Genomic DNA, 16,673 nt, shown 5'->3' with positions numbered 1-16,673 from the left:
GCGGCATCATGCCGCGAGGCCGGTCCCCCCGGCCAGGTGCACGGCGATGGCCGCCATCATCACGCCGATGGCGCCATCGATCGCCCGCCAGGCCAGGGGCCGGGAGAGCCAGGGCGAGAGCGCCGAGCCGCCCCAGGCCAGCAGGCTGAACCAGAGGATCGAGGCGGTGACGGCACCCGCCACGAAGGTGGCGGTGCTCTGCTGCTGGACACCGATGGCCGGGATCAGCAGCAGGGTGTCGAGGTACACCTGGGGATTGAGCAGCGTGACCGCGAGGGTGGCGAGCAGCACGCCCCGGCGGCTGCGCCCGCCCGAGGCGCCACCGGCCAGCCCCTGCCGGCCGGTGGCGGCGCGAAGGAAGGCCTGGGCCGCCAGCCAGGCGAGGAACACCACCCCCAGCCAGCGCAGCGTTTCCATGGCGCTCGGCATGCTCAGCAGCACCGCACTGACCCCGAACATACCAGCGGCCAGCAGCAGCACATCGGTACTCATGCACAGCCCGGCCGACCACCAGTGGTGCTCCCGCCGCACGGCCACCCCCAGCACATAGGCGTTCTGCGCGCCGATGGCGACGATGATTCCGCCGCACACAACAAGCCCGGTCAGATAGCTCTCCAGCATGGCGTTTCCCATGTCCTGATACCCGTCGAGAGCGGCCAGCATAGCCACACCCGGACATGCCGAAAAATCATCCTGCTAATATCGCATCAGTTTTGCTTATAGTTGGATGCCTATCTCCTTCAGGTACGGAGGTCCCATGCTGGATTACAAGCTACTCCAGGCGCTGGACATGGTGGTCGAGTGCGGCGGCTTCGAGCGCGCCGGCGAGCAGCTGGGCCTCTCGCAGTCGGCGGTCTCCCAGCGTATCAAGGCGCTGGAGGTCCGCCTGGGGCAGCCGGTGCTGATCCGCCACCCGGCGTTGCGGCCCACGCCCGCGGGCCAGCGGCTGCTCAACCATGTCCAGCGGGTCCAGCTGCTCGAGCGCGACCTGCGCACGGCCCTGCCCACCCTGGAGGAGGCCTCCCCCCGGCTGCGCATCGCCCTCAATGCCGACAGACTGGCCACCTGGTGGGCCGCGGCCGTCGGCGACTTCTGCCGGGCGGAGGGCCTGCTGCTGGACATGGTGGTCGAGGACCAGGACGTGGGCCTCAAGCGGCTGCGCGACGGTGAGGTGGCGGCCTGCCTGTGCGCCAGCGACCAGCCCATCGCCGGGGCCCGCTGCGTGCCCCTGGGCACCATGGTCTACCACCCCTACGCCACCCCGGCCTACATCGCCCGCCACTTCCCGGACGGGCCGACGCCCGAGGCCTTCCGCCGCGCCCCGGCCATCGTCTACGGCCCCCATGACCAGCTGCAGCACCGCTTCCTCGCCAGCTGCGGCTACCACGGCCGCTTTCCCTACCACCTCTGCCCCTCGTCGGAAGGCTTCGTGCGCCTGGCCATCGCCGGCATGGGCTACGGCATGCTGCCGCGGATGCAGGTGGCGTCGCTGGTGGCCGAGGGTCGGCTGGCCAGCATCGCCCCCGAGCGTTCGCTTGCCGTACCGCTCTACTGGCACTTCTGGCGGCACAGCGGCGAGGTGCTGGAGCGGCTGACCGGCGTGCTGGGCGAGGTCAGGCTGAAGTAGCCAGACGATCGGCGGTGATCAGCACCGGCCGGGAAAGGTGGCCCGGGCATGCCACGAACAAGATTATGCTGCACTGCAACAAGAAAGCGCCTATGGTGGTATTGCAATCCCCCTGAGGAGGGCAACCGCAATGACTACCCCACACGCGCAATTCCGTCCGTTCGATTCCTACGTGCTCAAGTGCTGGGCACACCAGGCCCAGTTGCAGCGGACCGCCTTCGAGGCCTTTGCCGACTACCTTGGCTGACGACCCTCACCGACGCGCCCCGACCCGGCACCATCGACCGGGTCAGGGTCACCCCCATCCGTGTGACGACTCGATGGTCACGTCATCCAGGAGGGTCCTGGCGTTGCCGGCCCCGGTCCGTGGATACTGGCCCGACGGCGGAAAGCCTGTATGATGATTGGGCAACATCTTCAGATACGGAGCAGAAAACACGATCGATCATTCTTTCAAGCCAGCACGGGAGGTTCTCATGAAGGTCTACAAACCGGAGTGGCAGTGCACGTTTAGCGTAAACGAAGGCGTGGAAGAATCAGCCAGCTGGAAGCAGCGAGTCGCCTGGCGCTTTCGGGAATTCGCCGACAGGCTGGACGGTGGTGGAAGAACGATCAAGATTGACTGCAACGTCACCCCCGAAGTGAGCCGTGAGGAAGTCGACACCTGCCTGGAGAAGGGCTTCGCCCTGAGCCAGAGCCTGCTCACCCAGCTCGCCCATCAGGCCGCCTGCGAAGACGTCATGCGAGATGCCAAGGCGGAGCTGTTCGAGGAAGAGCCTCAACGTTGAGGCCGTGACCGTACCTGCCAGTGCAGTCACCGCACCCCATCCGGCCCCGGGCCGGATGGGGTGTTTTCGTTCAGGCGCGACAGAACGGCCAGACCTGATAGAAGCGCCGACAGCGAAACTCGGCCTCGCAGGCGCCGAGCTGTGCCTGATAGCGGCTGGCCCGGGCAGCCACCTGGCTTGCGGCCCGCCTCACCCGGGGCTTGGCCCGATAGGTGCCCCGCCGATAGCCACTGGGGCCCTCGTGGTAGGCCAGGTAGAGCCGTTCGGGGTCGTGCAGGGAGAGACCCAGCTGGCGGCGCGACCGCGCGTTGTACCAGCCGATGAAGTCGGTGGCGTGTTTCATGTGGGTACGGCGCGCGAAGAGGCTGCCGGCATCGTCCCGATACTCGCCCCACACCGGATCCTGGGCCTGGGCGTAGCCCTTGGCCGAGGACGGCCGCCGCCAGGGAATCACCCCCAGCAGGCGGGTGCGTGGCGGCCGCACATGACTGCGAAAGCTCGACTCCTGCTGGATGAACGCCAGTTGCGTGGCAATGGGCGTCCCCCATTGCGCTTCGGCATCCCGGGCGTGGTCATACCAGGAGGGCTGCTCACGGAAGATCTCGCAGATGTTGCGCTGATCCTCCGGCGGCGAGGGCGCCAGCATGGCGCAGCCGCTGGCCACCAGGAGATATCCGCCGACCAGCAGGCCCCCCGCTGTCCGCCGCAGGCAGGAATGCCCTCCCTCCCTGGTCCCGTGCCAACCGATCGCCGATGCCATATCGCCCTCCTGTGGTCCTGACGCTGATGCCCTGCCTGATACTACACCGGCCACCACCCCCTGAGGGCGCGCCTCTGTCTTCAGGGGGCGGGAAACCCCGCCACCTCGACCAGGAATCCCTCGATGCCCGCCAGGTAGACCCTCTCGCTCTCCAGGAAACCGGTATTGTGGCTGCCGCCGATCACCAGCATCCGCTTGGGCTCGGGCGCCGCCGCATGGACCGCCTCGCCCTCGGCGAACGGGATGATGTCGTCCTCCCGGCTGTGGATGACCAGCACCGGCGCCTCACTCTGTGCCACGTAGGCCGCGGTATCGTAGTTGAAGCGTGACAGCCAGCGGGCCGGCAGGATGGGGTAGAGCCGCTGGGCCAGCTCGGGAACCGAGCGGAACGGCGACTCCAGGATCAACGCAGCCGGGCGCGCCTCGCCCTTGAGCTCTCGCGCCAGGTTCGCCGCCACGGCGGCTCCCAGCGAACGGCCGAACAGCACGATCTCACCGGGCGGCAAGCCAGCCGTCTCGCGCAACCAGCGCCAGCCGGCTCGGGCATCGTGTGCCGTGCCCGCCTCCGAGGGGCCGCCCTCGCTCCGGCCGTAGCCTCGGTAATCGAGGATCAGCACCGAGAGCCCCAGGCGGTGGAACTGTTCGATCGAGTCCAGGCGGTGGGAAATGTTGCCGGCATTGCCATGCAGGAACAGCAGGCCACCCCGTGACGCCCGCGCCGGCACCCACCAGGCATCGAGCCCCAGGCCGTCGCCGGTACGCAGGGTGACCGGCTCATATTCCAGACCGAGATCCTGCGGGGTGGCCAGGTACTCGCGCCCACCCACGTGCGGCAGGTAGAGCAGCCGGCCCTGGAAGGCACAGGCGACCATCACCAGCATGGCGTAGGCCAGCAGCAGCCAGAGGAACAGACGAAACAGGGGATGGAAATCACTCATCGGCATCCTCGAGACCCGAGGCTCACCCACCAGCCTAGTCCAGCCACGCCAGCGCCAGATTCTCCCCTTGACTTACAAAAAAACACACTATAGTCATAGAGAGGGGCCTGTCCCGCTGCAGGTGGACCCCGAACTGCCTGACGTCACATCCTGGCCATCCCTAGGCCGAGTAGGTCGCACAATGAACATCCCGACACTAGCGTGCGAGCTGCCTGATGCAGCCCCCGAGGAACTGGTGGAGCAGCCGTTCCCGATACCGAACCTGCCCCTGGCCTGCATCGGCCTGGAGGCGTCACTGGCCCGGCGACTGGCCGAGGCCAAGGCGCGCCTCGACCGCCTGGAGCATGAGGTCGACTCCCGCGACCTGAGCGCTCTGGCCATGGCACGGGTGGAGTTCGCCCTGGCCGCCCGGGCGATGGCCGACGAGCTGATTGCCAGGGGCCTTCACGCCCTGGGGAATGGCGACTGATCACGGATCGTTGTCATGCGGTCATCTTCCCGCCAGAGACGCAGAGAGCCCGATACCCGCCATGGACTCCCGTGGCCGCCCGCCTTCCTGTCGCCTATAAGCGACAGAAGGCGCCCCCACAGGAGCCCGGCTGCCCGCCTTTCGCGCCGCTTCCTGTCTGCAAATGGCGACAGCCTCGTCGCTCTGGACGTATCGGGGAACGTCGAGCAGAGCATCGACAAGATCCAACCACCTGATGTAGATGCGATATCTTTGATCCTGGCATGCCTTTGGCTTCAACAGGGCAGGAGGAAGACTCGTCGCGATGAGCGGTTCAAGGAAGAACCACCCCTCAGGCGCAAGACTCGTCGCGACGAGGGCTCAAGGAAGAGCCACCCCTGACACCCGCCAGCCCGATCCGTCGGGGTGGTACGCCAAGCAGGGCCACTCGGCCACCTCAGGCGCCAGCCAGCATGGGATAGCTGAACAGCAGCAGGTGACTGAGATTGAGCCCCCAGTGCACCAGCACCGCCCACACCAGCCGGCCCGTCCACAGGTAGACCAGGCCATAGAGCAGCCCGGCCGCGGTGGCGACCAGCACGAAGGCGCCGCCCCCTGCGAGGTGCGCCACACCGAAGAGCCCGCTGCTCACCGCCACGGCGACGAGCGCCCCTGTCCGCCTCATCAGCCAACGCTGCAGCATGCCCCGGAACAGCAACTCCTCGGCGACACAGGTATTGAGCAGGTTGGCCACGGCGAACACCCAGAACACCTCGGGCAGGCCCGGCTGCCACGCCACCAGCCCCAGTGCCACCGCAAGCCCCATGAGCGCCACGATCCCCCCGGCCCCCACCCATGGGACTGCCCGGGCCGGCACCCCGCCGACCGGCGGCATGCTGCGCCCGAACAACGGCAGCCAGCCGAGCAGCGACCAGGCCACCAGCACCTTGTCGTGGCTGACGTAGAGGCTCACCGGCAGGCTCCCCTCCTTCAGCGCCCGTTGCTCGACCACTACCAGCCCCTCGTAACCCGGCCAACCATGGAGCACGAGCCCCGCACTGGCGACGACCCACGCCGCGATACGCGCCCAGGCCAGCCAGGGCGGCACCCGACGGACCTGCATCCAGCCGCTCAGCGCCACATAGCCCAGCGCCAGCATGACGAAGAGCCAGGTCACAAGGCCGACGAGCACCGCCACCAGCAGCACCGCCACGGCCCCGCCGACGCGCCACCGCGCATCGGCACAGAGGCCGAGCACGATCAGCGAGAGGGAGTAGAGCATGCCGAAGGCGAGCATGGGCGTCCTTGCCGTGGGGCCGAAGCGCCCATCATGACGGCTGACCGGCGAATCCGCACCCTCCGACCGACCAGGTTGGCCAGTCGGCCACCCCTGCATTAGACTGGTCGTCTACCTACCGAAGCGAAGGAGCTGCACGATGCAATCCCGCTACTTCACCATCAATGACCATCCGCAGGGTACCCCGGCACGCGAGCTGTTCGAGCTGCATGAGCAGGAACTGCCCTCGCTCGCCGAGGGCGACGTGCGCATCCGCAACACCTGGCTGTCGGTGGACCCCTACATGCGCGGCCGCATGAGCGGCGTGACGACCTACATCGCCCCCTTCGAGCTGAACGCGCCCCTGGAAGGGGCGGCCATCGGCGAGGTGATCGAGTCCCGCGCTGCGGCCTTCCCGGTGGGCACCAGGGTGCGGCACATGGGCGGCTGGCGGGATATCGCCCAGCTGCCGGGCGAGCAGGTGGAGTCCCTGCCCACCTTCGAGGTGCCGGAACAGGCCTACCTGGGCGTGCTCGGCATGCCGGGCATGACCGCCTGGACCGGCCTCAACCGCATCGCCGAGATGAAGGAAGGCGACAACGTGCTGGTCAGCGGCGCCGCCGGCGCAGTGGGTTCGCTGGCCGTGCAGCTGGCCAAGGCCAGGGGCGGCACCGTGGTCGGCATCGCCGGGGCGCCCGAGAAGCTCGAGTGGCTGGAGTCCCACGGCATCAAGGCGGTGAGCTACCGGGACAAGGACGCCGCCCAGCTCACCGAAGCGTTGCGCGACGCCTGTCCCGAGGGCTTCGACGTCTACTACGAGAACGTCGGCGGGACCTGCCTGGAGGCGGCGCTGAATACCCTCAAGGTCGGCGCGCGCATCGCCGTCTGCGGCATGATCGCCCGCTACAACGAGGACACGCCGAGCGCCGGCCCGGGCAACCTGGCGATGATCCTGATTCGCCGCGCCCGCATGGAAGGCTTCATCGTCTTCGACCACTGGGCGCACTATCCGCAGTTCCTCGAAGAGGTCGGCCCGCAGGTCGAGAGCGGCCAGCTCGACTACGAGGAAACCATCGAGGAGGGCCTCGAGCGCACCCCGGATGCCTTCCTCAAGCTGTTCGAGGGCGCCAACCGCGGCAAGATGCTGGTCAGGCTCTGATCCGGGCCGGTGGATGTCGCGTCACGCAGGGTGCGCCGGCCCGCCGGCGCGCCCTGCTCCACGCCTGACGGCGCTGCCCGGCGCTGGAGCGCTATCCCGCCAGTCGAGGAGACGGCCATGAACGCCATCAACCCCGAGAAGCTGTACCACAGCAAGTGGACCGCGGTGCGGCCCCGGAACAAGGAGAAGCACTTCCTGGTGACGGCGCTGGAACGCGACGCGGAGGAGACGGTGGTCGCGGTGGTCCTCGAGGCCGTCTACACCCGCCGCGAGACCACCCTGCCCTGGCGGGCCCTCAAGGATGAGGCCACCTGGCAGATGGGCTGGCGCTGAGCGCTCAGCGCTCCTGCGTGTCATCCCGCTCGTCGCGCTGATCTCGCTCGGCGGCCTCGGACACCGATGAGGTGACCGAGCTGATCAGCTGCGGCACGAAGCGCTCCGAGAAGCCCGCCACGAACGACCAGAAAAGCAACTTGGCCAGGTCCGGCCCGGAGCTCGGGTAGGTCTCCTGAAAGATGTGCAGCATGAAGTCCTCGCCCTCCTCGATCTCGTCCCGGGACGGGAACGAGAAGACGGGGAAGAGATCGCCCGAGACGATGCCGGAGAGGAACACCAGGTAGAGCACCAGGGCGAACACCCCGCCGAAGATGGGCACCAGCAGGATCTGGAACCAGGAGGCGTTCAGCAGCGCGAGCTCCTCGTCCGTGACCTTGTTCAGGCGTTGCTGGATGCTGACGAACCCCCCGATGATGCCGCACAGGGGCACCGCCCAGGTCACCAGGAAGCGCTGGTTGTAGAAGAAGGTCAGCGCGAAGATCGCGCCCAGCACGGCGACCGCCACCGTGGTCATGACGATCAGGCGCCTGGTGATGGCATGGATATGCCGGATGCGCTGCATGGTGCGGCCTCCGAACCCCGGGGCCTCCCTGCCCCTGGAGCGTCCTCCCCCTGCCTTGACGATAGTCGACCTGCCCGGGCCCCACCACGCGAGGGCCGACAGAGGGCCGCCGGCCGGCTACCCGCTGCCCCAACGGGTGGCGTCGGCCCGCGGCCCCCGGACCAGCCGATGCCGTCAGGAAGACAGCAAAGCGCTGGGCCCTCAGCCGCGCGGGTCCAGCACGCCGGCGTAGCGCACCCCGCTCAGCAGGGCCATCTCGCGGTGCCAGGTGGCCAGGTCCTCGCGGTTGAACTGGTCCAGGCGGTCGTGGCCGCAGGCCCGGGCCATGACCTGCATCAGCGAGACGGAGGCCTCGAGGAAGTTCTGCAGCTGGCGGGCGGACTTCTCGACATCCAGCCGCTGGCGAAGGTCCTTGCGCTGGGTGGCAACGCCGGCCGGGCAGTTGTTGGTGTTGCAGATCCGGGCGGCCACGCAGCCGATCGACTGGATGGCGCTGTTGGCGATGGCGATGCCGTCCGCCCCGAGGGCCAGGGCCTTCACGAAATCGCTCGGCACCCGCAGCCCGCCGGTGACGATCAGGGTGACCCGTCCGCTGGCGCCCTGGTCGTCCAGGTGGCGCCGGGCGCGGGCCAGGGCCGGGATGGTGGGCACGCTGATGTGGTCGCGGAAGAGCTCCGGAGCCGCCCCGGTGGCCCCGCCGCGGCCGTCGAGGATGAGGTAATCGGCACCGGCATCGAGCGCGAACTGGATATCCCGCTCGATGTGATTGGCACTGAGCTTGAAGCCGACCGGAATGCCGCCGGTCACCTCCCGCACCCGGTCGGCGAAGCGCCGGAAGTCCTGCACCGAGTGCAGGTCCTGGAAGGTGGGCGGCGAGACCGCGGGTTCGCCCTCCGGGATGCCGCGCACCTGGGAGATCTTGCCGGTGTTCTTGTTGCCTGGCAGGTGACCGCCGGTGCCGGTCTTGGCGCCCTGCCCGCCCTTGAAGTGGAAGGCCTGGACCTTCTCTAGCAGTTCCTCCCGGTAGCCGAAGCGGGCGCTGGCCAGCTCGTAGAAGTAGCGGGAATTCTCCTGCTGCTCCTCCGGCAGCATGCCCCCTTCCCCGGAGCAGATCCCGGTCCCGGCCCGCTCGGCGCCGCGCGCCAGGGCGATCTTGGCCTCCTCGGAGAGGGCGCCGAAGCTCATGTCCGAGACGAACAGCGGCATGCTCAGGGTCAGCGGCTTCTCGGCCTCGGGGCCGATCACCAGCTCGGTGGCGACCTCGGCCTCCTCCATCAGGGGCTGGGTCGCCAGCTGGGCGGCCATGATCTGCAGGTCGTCCCAGTGCGGCAGGGTGTGGCGCGGCACCCCCATGGCGGTGGTCGGGCCGTGAGCGCCCATCTGCTCGAGCCCCTCCCGGGCCAGCCGGTGGATGAACGCCACCGTGGGCTCTTCGCGGGTGGCCTTGGCCTCGGGGGCCTTGTCGGCGGCGTCTTGCGCCTCGCCGGGGCCGGGCTTGCCCACCTGGTCATCGGAAAACTGCTGGTGGGTACCGTCGCAGAAGGGCGCATCGTCGGTGTGCTTGCACTGGCAGAGCACGGCCTCGCCATCCTGCTCGGCCACGAAGCTCTTGGGCGTGAAGCCGGTGCCGGCGTGGGAGCCATCGCAGAACGGCTGACTGGCGGAGCGCCCGCAGCGGCAGAAGGCGTACTCCTTGCCCTTGGTCAGGGTCACCTTGGCGGGCTTGTTGTCGGCGATGACGGGCTTGCTCATGGTGAGGGGCTCCTGATCGGGTTGATGGCCGGGAGGGGGGCGGATGAGGTGGCTGCACATGGGACGTCGTTGAAGCGTGGTGCACCCGGGCGGCGGGCGCCACCTGCCACGATACCCGGCCCACCCTGGCCGACAACCGCGGGCCGTCAACGCGGGGAGGCGGGGGAACGGCTCACAGTACCACCGCGGTGCCGGCCACCCGGATGCCGCCGGAGGCGGGGATCTCCACGTCCAGCTGGCTGGGCCGCCCCATGGCCTCGCCCTGGCGGATCGTCAAGCGCGCGGGGGCCTGGAGCAGCCCGGCATCCCGCAGGTAACCGCCCAGGGCGGCGGCCGCTGCCCCGGTGGCGGGGTCCTCCACCACCCCGCCCACCGGGAAGGGGTCGCGGGCATGAAAGAGCGTCGCGGACTCGCGCCAGACGAGCTGCAGGGTGGTAAGGCCCTCACGCGCCATCAGCGCCCTCAGGGCCTCGAAATCGTAGTCCAGCCGCGCGAGTCGCTCGCGGTCCGCCACCGCCAGCACCAGGTGCCAGGCCCCGGCATAGGCCAGCGCCGGGGGCAGGTCGGCCGCCAGCTCTTCGGCCCGCCAGCCCAGCAGGGCGAGGGCCTCGTTCACCAGATCGGGCCCGGCCGGCCGGTGGACGGGCGCGACCGATTCCAGAGAGGCTCGCCACTCGTCGCCCGCCTGGCTGACCGTCACCGGCACCTCGCCGATGGCCGTCTCCAGCCGATAGGTGCCGCCCCCTTCCTGGCGTCCCAGCAGCACACCGGCGGCCACGGTGGCATGGCCGCAGAAGCTCACCTCGGCCTCGGGGCTGTAGTAGCGCACCCGGCGATGGTCGCCCTGCGCCGGGGCGAGGAAGGCCGTCTCGGAATAGCCGACCTCGGCCGCGATGCGCTGCATGGTGGCAACATCTGGGAGCGCCTCCCCCAGCCACACCCCGGCGGGGTTGCCGCCGGCGGGGTCACGGGTGAAGGCCGAGAGTCGATAGAGGGTGCCGGACATGGGAAAGCGCCTCCTGTGGTGGGGTCATCATTCACTATGGCGCACCCGGCCGGGGTGACAAGCCGGTCCCCGGAGCAATCGGCGCCCGTGCATGCCGCTGCCGGGCTCGCCCTCCAGGCTCGTGGCCACGGCGACTACTTGCCGACCAGCCAGTGCGTCACGCCCAGCGCCAGCACCACCGCCGCGATGGCCAGCATCTCCTCCGCGGTGACGAGTTCGGTGTCGAGGATGATCACCTTTCGCGCAATCGCCATCAGCGCCGTGGCGATCACCAGCCGGATGGGCAGGATATTGGTGCCGAGGTAGAGCCGGATGTTGATGAAGATCTCCACGGCGATCAGCACCACCATGAAGGCGCCGAAGATGACGAAGATATCGCTGACCTCGAACAGCATCACCGGCGGGGCCATGAAGCGCGAGTAGAGCACGTAGATCACGTCCAGCACGCCCCAGATGATCACCAGCACCATCAGCACCGCCAGCACCTTGATGGCGAAGCGGATGACCAGATGCAGCCGGCGGATCAGCGGGTCGTCATGCTCCTTGGGGAGTTCGTCGTGCATCAGCCGCGGCGAACGGCGCTCCGTGCTCTCCTCATGCTCCATGGCGTGCCTCCTGACAGGCTGACCGGCAGGCCAATGCCGGCCTGATCGCGATGCAGGGTTCCAGCATATGGCGCCGCGCAGGAGGACACCAGACGGCATGGAGGGAACCGTTTATCGCGCCCGCGACTATCGAGTTGCCAGCAGTGCCTCGACCAGGTCGGCCAGGCTGGCCTCGCAGCGAGCCTCGGGTGCCTGGGCCTCGTCGCCCGGGCGATACTTGCCGGAGCGCACCAGGCACGCCTGCAGGCCGACCGCCATGGCGGCGGCCACGTCGCACTCCACGTCATCGCCCACCATCAGCGCCTCGCCGGGCGCCACCCCGGCCTCCTCGAGCACGGCACGGAAGAAGTCGCCCGCGGGCTTGCCCAGCACCCGCGCCTCGACGCCGGCGGCGTACTCCAGGGCACGCACGAAGGGCCCCGCATCCAGGTGCAGGGTCCCCGCCTGACGGAAGTAGCGATTGGTCCCCACGGCGAGCAGCGGCGCCCCCTCCAGCAGCAGCCGGAATGCCTCGTCGAGGTGGGCATAGTCCAGACGCTGCTCGGCATCGCCGAGCACCACGGCGTTGGGTTCCCCCCGGGGCAGGTCGGCAAATTCCGGCTCGAGTTTCTCGTGGATCAGCAGGTAGGGGAAGAGACGATGGCGCTCCAGATAGCGCCGGATCGCCCCCGGGGCGGTGAACACCTGCGCCGGTTCCACGGGAAAGCCCAACCGCTGCAGTTCCTCGCCGACCGCCGCCGAGGTCCTGCGCGAGGTGTTGGTGAGAAAGCGCAGCGCCATCCCGCTCGCCTGCAGCCGCGCCACCGCCTCCACGGCGCCGGGCAGGGCCTCGCCATCCTCTGCCAGCACGCCACTGATATCGAGCAATACCGCCTTGAACATGGTCGCGTCCTACATGACTCATTCCTCTCGCAAGCCTAGACGCTGGAGGCTAGATCAGCCCGGCATCGCGCGGTTAGCCGCACGGGGCGGCGCCCATCGCACCAGTGGCGGGTCATCGCCGTCAGCGACAGGGGATGGCTGATATCCGCCATTCGGTGATAGGGTCACCGTCAGTTAACGACGAGGATCCGCGATGATCGACCGGAATTGGCGGATACCCGCGGCAACGTCCAGGGCGCTTGTGCTCTCATGACCTCCTTCCATCACGCCCCCCAGTCGGCCATCCACGACCAGGCCGCCCTTCTCGATCGGCTCCAGACCCCGCTCTGGGTCTTCGATATCGAACAGGAACGGATGCACTATGCCAATGCCGCGGCCGTGCGACTCTGGGGAGCCGAAACGCCGCAGGCGCTCTATGCCCGCGACTTCTCCGCGACGATGAGCGAGGCGACGCGGCGACGCCTGGCGGACTACCTCCCGCGCCTGGCGAGGGGGGAAGTCATCGATGAACACTGGAGCTTCTACCCCGGCGGCCAGGCCATCTCGCTGCACTGCCGCTGCAGCCGTTACGTCACGGAAGAGGGACGAACCGGCATGCTGGTGGAGGGGCTGGAAAGCGACATCTCCCTGGATGCCTCCAGCCTGCGTGCCCTGGAGGCGGTGAGGCACACGCCCATGATGGTCTCTGTGTTCGACGGCCAGGGGCGCCTGCTGGTGCGCAATCCGGCCGCCCTCGCGGCCCGCCAGGGGCTTTCCTCCTTCGCGGCCTGCTTCTCGGATTATGACGTTGCCGGGCGGCTCCTCCAGCAACTGGAAGGCGAGCCGAGGACCTCCCTGGAGGCGATGATGCGGGTCGACGACAGCGACCGCTGGCATCATGTCGACCTGTGCCGCGCCACCGACCCCAAGACGGGCCTGCCGATGATCGTGATGGGCGAGTTCGACATCACGCCACGCAAGGCGCTGGAGACCGCGCAGCTCGTTTCCAATCGCCAGCTGGAAGTGGTCATCGAGGGCCTGGACGTGGGCCTGCTGCTCGAGGACGAGAGTCGCCGGGTCATCGTGGCCAACCAGGCCTTCTGCGACCTCTTCGACATCGATGCGCCTCCCGAGCACCTCGTGGGCATGGACTGCCGAGAGGCCGCCGAGTCCACCAAGGGGTACTTCACGGAGCCGGAAGGCTTCGTGGCGCGCATCGAGGAACTCCTCGTGACAAGGCGCAAGCAGGCCCGCGATCTGCTGGCGATGGCGGATGGCCGCTTCCTCGAGCGCACCTATACGCCCCTGTTCGTCGCCGACCAGTACCACGGTCACCTCTGGGTGTATCGGGACATCACCCGGCAGAGGCACCAGGAGGCCGACTGGGCCCGCAAGGCCAGTACCGACCCCTTGACCGGGCTGGCCAACCGCCGCTCCTTCGACGATGCCGCCAGGAGAGTCGCCAGAACGGTCAAGGGCGGCGAGATCCAGGCGGCCCTGTTGATGATCGACATCGACCGCTTCAAGGCCATCAACGATACCCTGGGCCACGCCGAGGGCGACAAGGGCCTGCGGTTGCTGGCAGACACCCTGCGACACCACCTGCGCCAGAGCGATCTGCCCTGCCGCACCGGTGGGGAGGAGTTCATGGTGATCCTGCCCGGCATGTCCCCCGAGGAAGCCCGAGCCGTCGCCTGGCGCCTGCTGCGGCAGATCGCCGAGGCCACGATCGAGGCAGAGGCGCTGCCTTTCCACTTCACGGTGAGCATCGGGGTCACCTGCTTCACGCCCACCGATGCCAGCATCGAGGCCGTCACGCAGCGCGCCGACGCCGCCATGTACCAGGCCAAGCGCGAGGGCAGAAACCGCGTGGCGGTTCGCTGGTGACCGTGCCAAGACCAGACAGCGATCTCGGCGTTGCCACCCCCTTGTCGTGCCGGCTTTCCCGGGGCTAGAGCACGCCTTTCCCCCAGCCGTAGACGGCCCCCATCACCGCACCGAAGATGAGATGGGCGATCAGCATGGAGAGCGGTGCCACCAGCCCGAAGCCCAGGCCGAACAGGCCGGAGCCCGCCAGGGGAAAGACCGTGACCATTACCACCAGCCAGCTGGCCACGCCGAACTCCAGGCCCCGCCGGGTAGGGGTACGGCCCGGGAGATAGGGGACCAGCAGCGCGAACAGCAGCCCCCAGATCAGCGTGCCCACGACGAAATGGATGCCCCAGGCCAGCATCCGGCTGTCGGGCGCGCCGAGCAGGTCCTGAGCGGCCAGGTTCATGACCTCGATGGGGTTGTACCAGGGGATGATGCCCGCCGCCAGGCGCAGAATCAGGATCAACGAGATGACCAGGGTGGCCGCGAACCCGGCCATCAACCCTCGTAACAGGCGAGTGCTCATGGCGTCCTCCCTGCGGTGGCTGTGACTATCAGTGTAGCCAGTCCACTGGAGCCGGTGCGCCGTGGCCAGGTGCCCGGAAAGCCTCATCCCTGCGGTAACATCGGGATGCCGCGATCGGCCAAGCCGCGTATTGCCCTGGGCATCGAAGGGGAAACCCGGGTTGTGGGCCTCTTCCCAGAGATGGCCGCCGGGGTCGGCAAAATAGCCGGAGTACCCGCCCCTCGCCGCCCGGCTGGCTAGCTTCACGACCCGCCCGCCGGCGCGCTGCGCCTGCAGCGCCTACACTAGGCCAGTCAGGCATCATCCATCGCCTGCAGGCAGAGGTGTCCATGGACCTCAAGAGCGGTTACCCATTCTGGGCCGTCAAGAATGGCCTGATGCAGGCCTTCCCCAGACTTAGCCAGGACACCCACTGCGATGTGGCGGTGATTGGCGGCGGCATCACCGGTGCCCTGATCGCGAATGAGTTCGCCCGGCACGGGCACGATGTCGTGGTGATCGAGCGGCGGGATATCGGCTGGGGAAGCTCGGCGGCCAGCACCGCCCTGCTGCAGTACGAGATCGACACCCACATGACCGATCTTGCCGAGATCGTGGGCGAAACCGGGGCCGTGCGGGCCTATCAAGGCTGTGCTCAGGCCATCCGTGACATCGAGCTGCTGGCGGGGGAGGTGGGTGATGTGGATTTCGGCTGGCAGCAGAGCCTCTACTACGCCAGCGAGCAAGCCGATGCCGACAGCCTGCGACGGGAGTTCGAACTGCGACGACACCACGGTTTCGCCGCCGATTGGCTGGAGTGTGACGATATCCGGAGGTGCTTCGGCTTCGAGGCACCCTGCGCCATCCTGACCCATCTGGCAGCGCGAGTGGACCCGTATCGCCTGGCATACAAGCTGTTCGGCCGCCTCGTGGCGAATGGCAGCCGAGTGTTCGATCGCACCGAGATCGCCGCTATCGATTCCGGCACGACCCAGGTGACCCTGACTACCTCCAACTCGGTGTCCCTGAGCTGCAAGCATCTGATCATGGCGGGCGGGTACGAGTCCCAGAGCTGGCTCGACCAGAAGGTGGCCAGGAACCTCAGCAGCTACGCCTTCGTCACCGACCCCATCGCTCACGAGGATCTGGGGCCGCTGGCCTCGACCATGATCTGGGAGTCGGCGCGCCCCTACCTCTACATGCGCACGACCGGAGACGGCCGCCTGATCGTCGGCGGCGAGGACGACGATGTCGACATCCCGGCACGGCGTGACGAGCGGGTGGGCAAGAAGGCCAACACCCTGGTCAAGCAGGTGGAAACCCTCTTCCCCGAGCTCTCGATCAATCCAACCTTTTCCTGGGGCGGCACGTTCGCCGAGACCGAGGACGGCCTGCCCTTCTTCGGTCCACACGACCAGTACGGCCCCCGAGTCCACTTCGCCATGGCCTACGGCGGCAACGGCATCAGCTACAGCATGCTGGGCGCCGGGCTGCTGCGGGCCTTGATCGAGGGGCGCGAGCATCCCCTCGCCGGGCTGTTCTCGTTCGACCGCGAGACCTGATGTCTACTGTGGGGCACCCTGCCCCCATCCCGACAGCGAGCGCGCCTGAACGTCAAGGAAGGTAGGGGAAGCGGTCACCGGACGATCGCGAGGTGCTACTGGTGGCGGTCGACCGGGAGGGACTTGCCGTCGACGGAAGCCCCAGCCAGAACCAGCCCCACAGCCATCCGACAGCGCCGAGATCAAGCAAGCCGGGTATTGCCCTGGGTATCGATGGGGAAACCCGGGTTGTGGGCCACCTCCCAGAGGTGGCCGTCTGGGTCGGCGAAATAGCCGGAGTAACCGCCCCACTCTGCCCGGCTGGCCGGCTTGACGATCCGCCCGCCGGCGCGCTCGGCCTCGCTCAGCACGGCGTCGACCTCGGGCGCCGAGCGCACGTTATGGGCCAGGGTGATGCCGGCGAAGCCGCCGCCCGCATCCACCACGCCGGCATCCTGTGCCAGGGCGGCGCGAGAATAGAGCGACAGGATCAGCCCGTTGAGCTGGAAGAAGACCACCTCGTCATCCACCGCCAGGCCCGCCTGCCAGCCCAGCCCCTCATAGAAGCGCCGCGCCCGCGACAGGTCGCCGACGCCCAGAGTGATCAGACTCACGCGCTGTTCCACCGCGTTTACCT

Annotated in this window: 18 protein-coding genes; 7 read left to right on the top strand and 11 right to left on the bottom strand. The window is 68.3% G+C overall.

Annotation, left to right across the window (positions count from 1 at the left end; genetic code table 11):
• Positions 1-6: 6 nt before the first annotated feature.
• Positions 7-621 (bottom strand): LysE/ArgO family amino acid transporter, encoded by a 615-nt coding sequence (locus QLQ86_RS03110; protein WP_282735418.1) that lies wholly within the window; start codon positions 619-621, stop codon positions 7-9.
• A gap of 136 nt (positions 622-757) precedes the next feature.
• On the opposite strand from QLQ86_RS03110, the gene QLQ86_RS03105 reads away from it, so the two are divergent.
• Both QLQ86_RS03105 and QLQ86_RS03100 read left to right on the top strand, forming a co-directional pair.
• A complete protein-coding gene (locus QLQ86_RS03105; protein WP_282815872.1) occupies positions 758-1,627 on the top strand; it encodes a LysR family transcriptional regulator ArgP in 870 nt (289 codons plus the stop codon).
• 476 nt (positions 1,628-2,103) lie between these two features.
• Positions 2,104-2,415, top strand: a complete 312-nt coding sequence (locus QLQ86_RS03100; RefSeq protein ID WP_282735416.1) for a hypothetical protein — start codon at positions 2,104-2,106, stop codon at positions 2,413-2,415.
• Between the two features lie 70 nt (positions 2,416-2,485).
• On the opposite strand, the gene QLQ86_RS03095 is transcribed toward QLQ86_RS03100, so the two are convergent.
• Complete coding sequence (locus QLQ86_RS03095; protein WP_282735415.1) at positions 2,486-3,175, bottom strand: transglycosylase SLT domain-containing protein; 690 nt, start codon at positions 3,173-3,175, stop codon at positions 2,486-2,488.
• 80 nt (positions 3,176-3,255) lie between these two features.
• A complete protein-coding gene (locus tag QLQ86_RS03090) occupies positions 3,256-4,113 on the bottom strand; it encodes an alpha/beta hydrolase (RefSeq protein ID WP_282815871.1) in 858 nt (285 codons plus the stop codon).
• Positions 4,114-4,294: 181 nt separating this feature from the next.
• Here QLQ86_RS03090 and QLQ86_RS03085 point away from each other — a divergent pair, with 181 nt between their 5' ends.
• Positions 4,295-4,582, top strand: a complete 288-nt coding sequence (locus QLQ86_RS03085; RefSeq protein ID WP_282815870.1) for a hypothetical protein — start codon at positions 4,295-4,297, stop codon at positions 4,580-4,582.
• 436 nt (positions 4,583-5,018) lie between these two features.
• Here the strand turns inward: QLQ86_RS03085 and QLQ86_RS03080 are convergent, their stop codons facing one another.
• Entirely contained in the window at positions 5,019-5,858 is an 840-nt protein-coding gene (locus QLQ86_RS03080; RefSeq protein WP_282815869.1) for a CPBP family intramembrane glutamic endopeptidase, read from the bottom strand.
• Positions 5,859-5,997: 139 nt separating this feature from the next.
• Here QLQ86_RS03080 and QLQ86_RS03075 point away from each other — a divergent pair, with 139 nt between their 5' ends.
• Positions 5,998-6,996, top strand: coding sequence for an NADP-dependent oxidoreductase (locus QLQ86_RS03075; protein ID WP_282815868.1), 999 nt, complete (start codon positions 5,998-6,000; stop codon positions 6,994-6,996).
• 117 nt (positions 6,997-7,113) lie between these two features.
• A complete protein-coding gene (locus tag QLQ86_RS03070) occupies positions 7,114-7,329 on the top strand; it encodes a TIGR02450 family Trp-rich protein (RefSeq protein ID WP_282815867.1) in 216 nt (71 codons plus the stop codon).
• Between the two features lie 4 nt (positions 7,330-7,333).
• On the opposite strand, the gene QLQ86_RS03065 is transcribed toward QLQ86_RS03070, so the two are convergent.
• From QLQ86_RS03065 to QLQ86_RS03045, 5 genes are all read right to left on the bottom strand, one after another.
• Positions 7,334-7,894 carry a hypothetical protein gene (locus QLQ86_RS03065; protein ID WP_282815866.1) on the bottom strand — a complete coding sequence of 187 codons (561 nt, stop codon included), beginning with the start codon at positions 7,892-7,894 and terminating at the stop codon, positions 7,334-7,336.
• A gap of 201 nt (positions 7,895-8,095) precedes the next feature.
• A complete protein-coding gene (locus tag QLQ86_RS03060; RefSeq protein ID WP_282815865.1) occupies positions 8,096-9,646 on the bottom strand; it encodes a glutamate synthase-related protein in 1,551 nt (516 codons plus the stop codon).
• Positions 9,647-9,818: 172 nt separating this feature from the next.
• Positions 9,819-10,652 (bottom strand): PhzF family phenazine biosynthesis protein, encoded by an 834-nt coding sequence (locus QLQ86_RS03055; RefSeq protein ID WP_282815864.1) that lies wholly within the window; start codon positions 10,650-10,652, stop codon positions 9,819-9,821.
• A gap of 134 nt (positions 10,653-10,786) precedes the next feature.
• Complete coding sequence (locus QLQ86_RS03050) at positions 10,787-11,257, bottom strand: phosphate-starvation-inducible PsiE family protein (RefSeq protein WP_282735406.1); 471 nt, start codon at positions 11,255-11,257, stop codon at positions 10,787-10,789.
• 126 nt (positions 11,258-11,383) lie between these two features.
• Positions 11,384-12,139, bottom strand: a complete 756-nt coding sequence (locus QLQ86_RS03045; protein ID WP_282735405.1) for a TIGR01458 family HAD-type hydrolase — start codon at positions 12,137-12,139, stop codon at positions 11,384-11,386.
• Between the two features lie 249 nt (positions 12,140-12,388).
• Between QLQ86_RS03045 and QLQ86_RS03040 the strand changes: the two genes are divergently transcribed.
• A complete protein-coding gene (locus QLQ86_RS03040) occupies positions 12,389-14,005 on the top strand; it encodes a sensor domain-containing diguanylate cyclase (protein ID WP_282815863.1) in 1,617 nt (538 codons plus the stop codon).
• Positions 14,006-14,069: 64 nt separating this feature from the next.
• Here QLQ86_RS03040 and QLQ86_RS03035 read toward each other — a convergent pair whose 3' ends face one another.
• On the bottom strand, positions 14,070-14,516 hold the full coding sequence (locus tag QLQ86_RS03035) for a DUF6789 family protein (RefSeq protein ID WP_282815862.1): 447 nt from the start codon (positions 14,514-14,516) through the stop codon (positions 14,070-14,072).
• Positions 14,517-14,845: 329 nt separating this feature from the next.
• Here QLQ86_RS03035 and QLQ86_RS03030 point away from each other — a divergent pair, with 329 nt between their 5' ends.
• Positions 14,846-16,057: an NAD(P)/FAD-dependent oxidoreductase gene (locus QLQ86_RS03030; RefSeq protein ID WP_282815861.1), complete on the top strand. Its 1,212-nt coding sequence runs from the start codon at positions 14,846-14,848 to the stop codon at positions 16,055-16,057.
• A 182-nt stretch (positions 16,058-16,239) separates the two neighbouring features.
• Here QLQ86_RS03030 and QLQ86_RS03025 read toward each other — a convergent pair whose 3' ends face one another.
• On the bottom strand, positions 16,240-16,650 hold the full coding sequence (locus tag QLQ86_RS03025) for a VOC family protein (protein ID WP_282815860.1): 411 nt from the start codon (positions 16,648-16,650) through the stop codon (positions 16,240-16,242).
• Positions 16,651-16,673: the final 23 nt, after the last annotated feature.

It is taken from the genome of Halomonas rhizosphaerae (assembly GCF_030012485.1).
GTDB lineage: Bacteria > Pseudomonadota > Gammaproteobacteria > Pseudomonadales > Halomonadaceae > Halomonas > Halomonas rhizosphaerae.
Note: the sequence above shows the minus strand (reverse complement) of the source record. Positions and strands in the feature narration are given on the sequence as shown.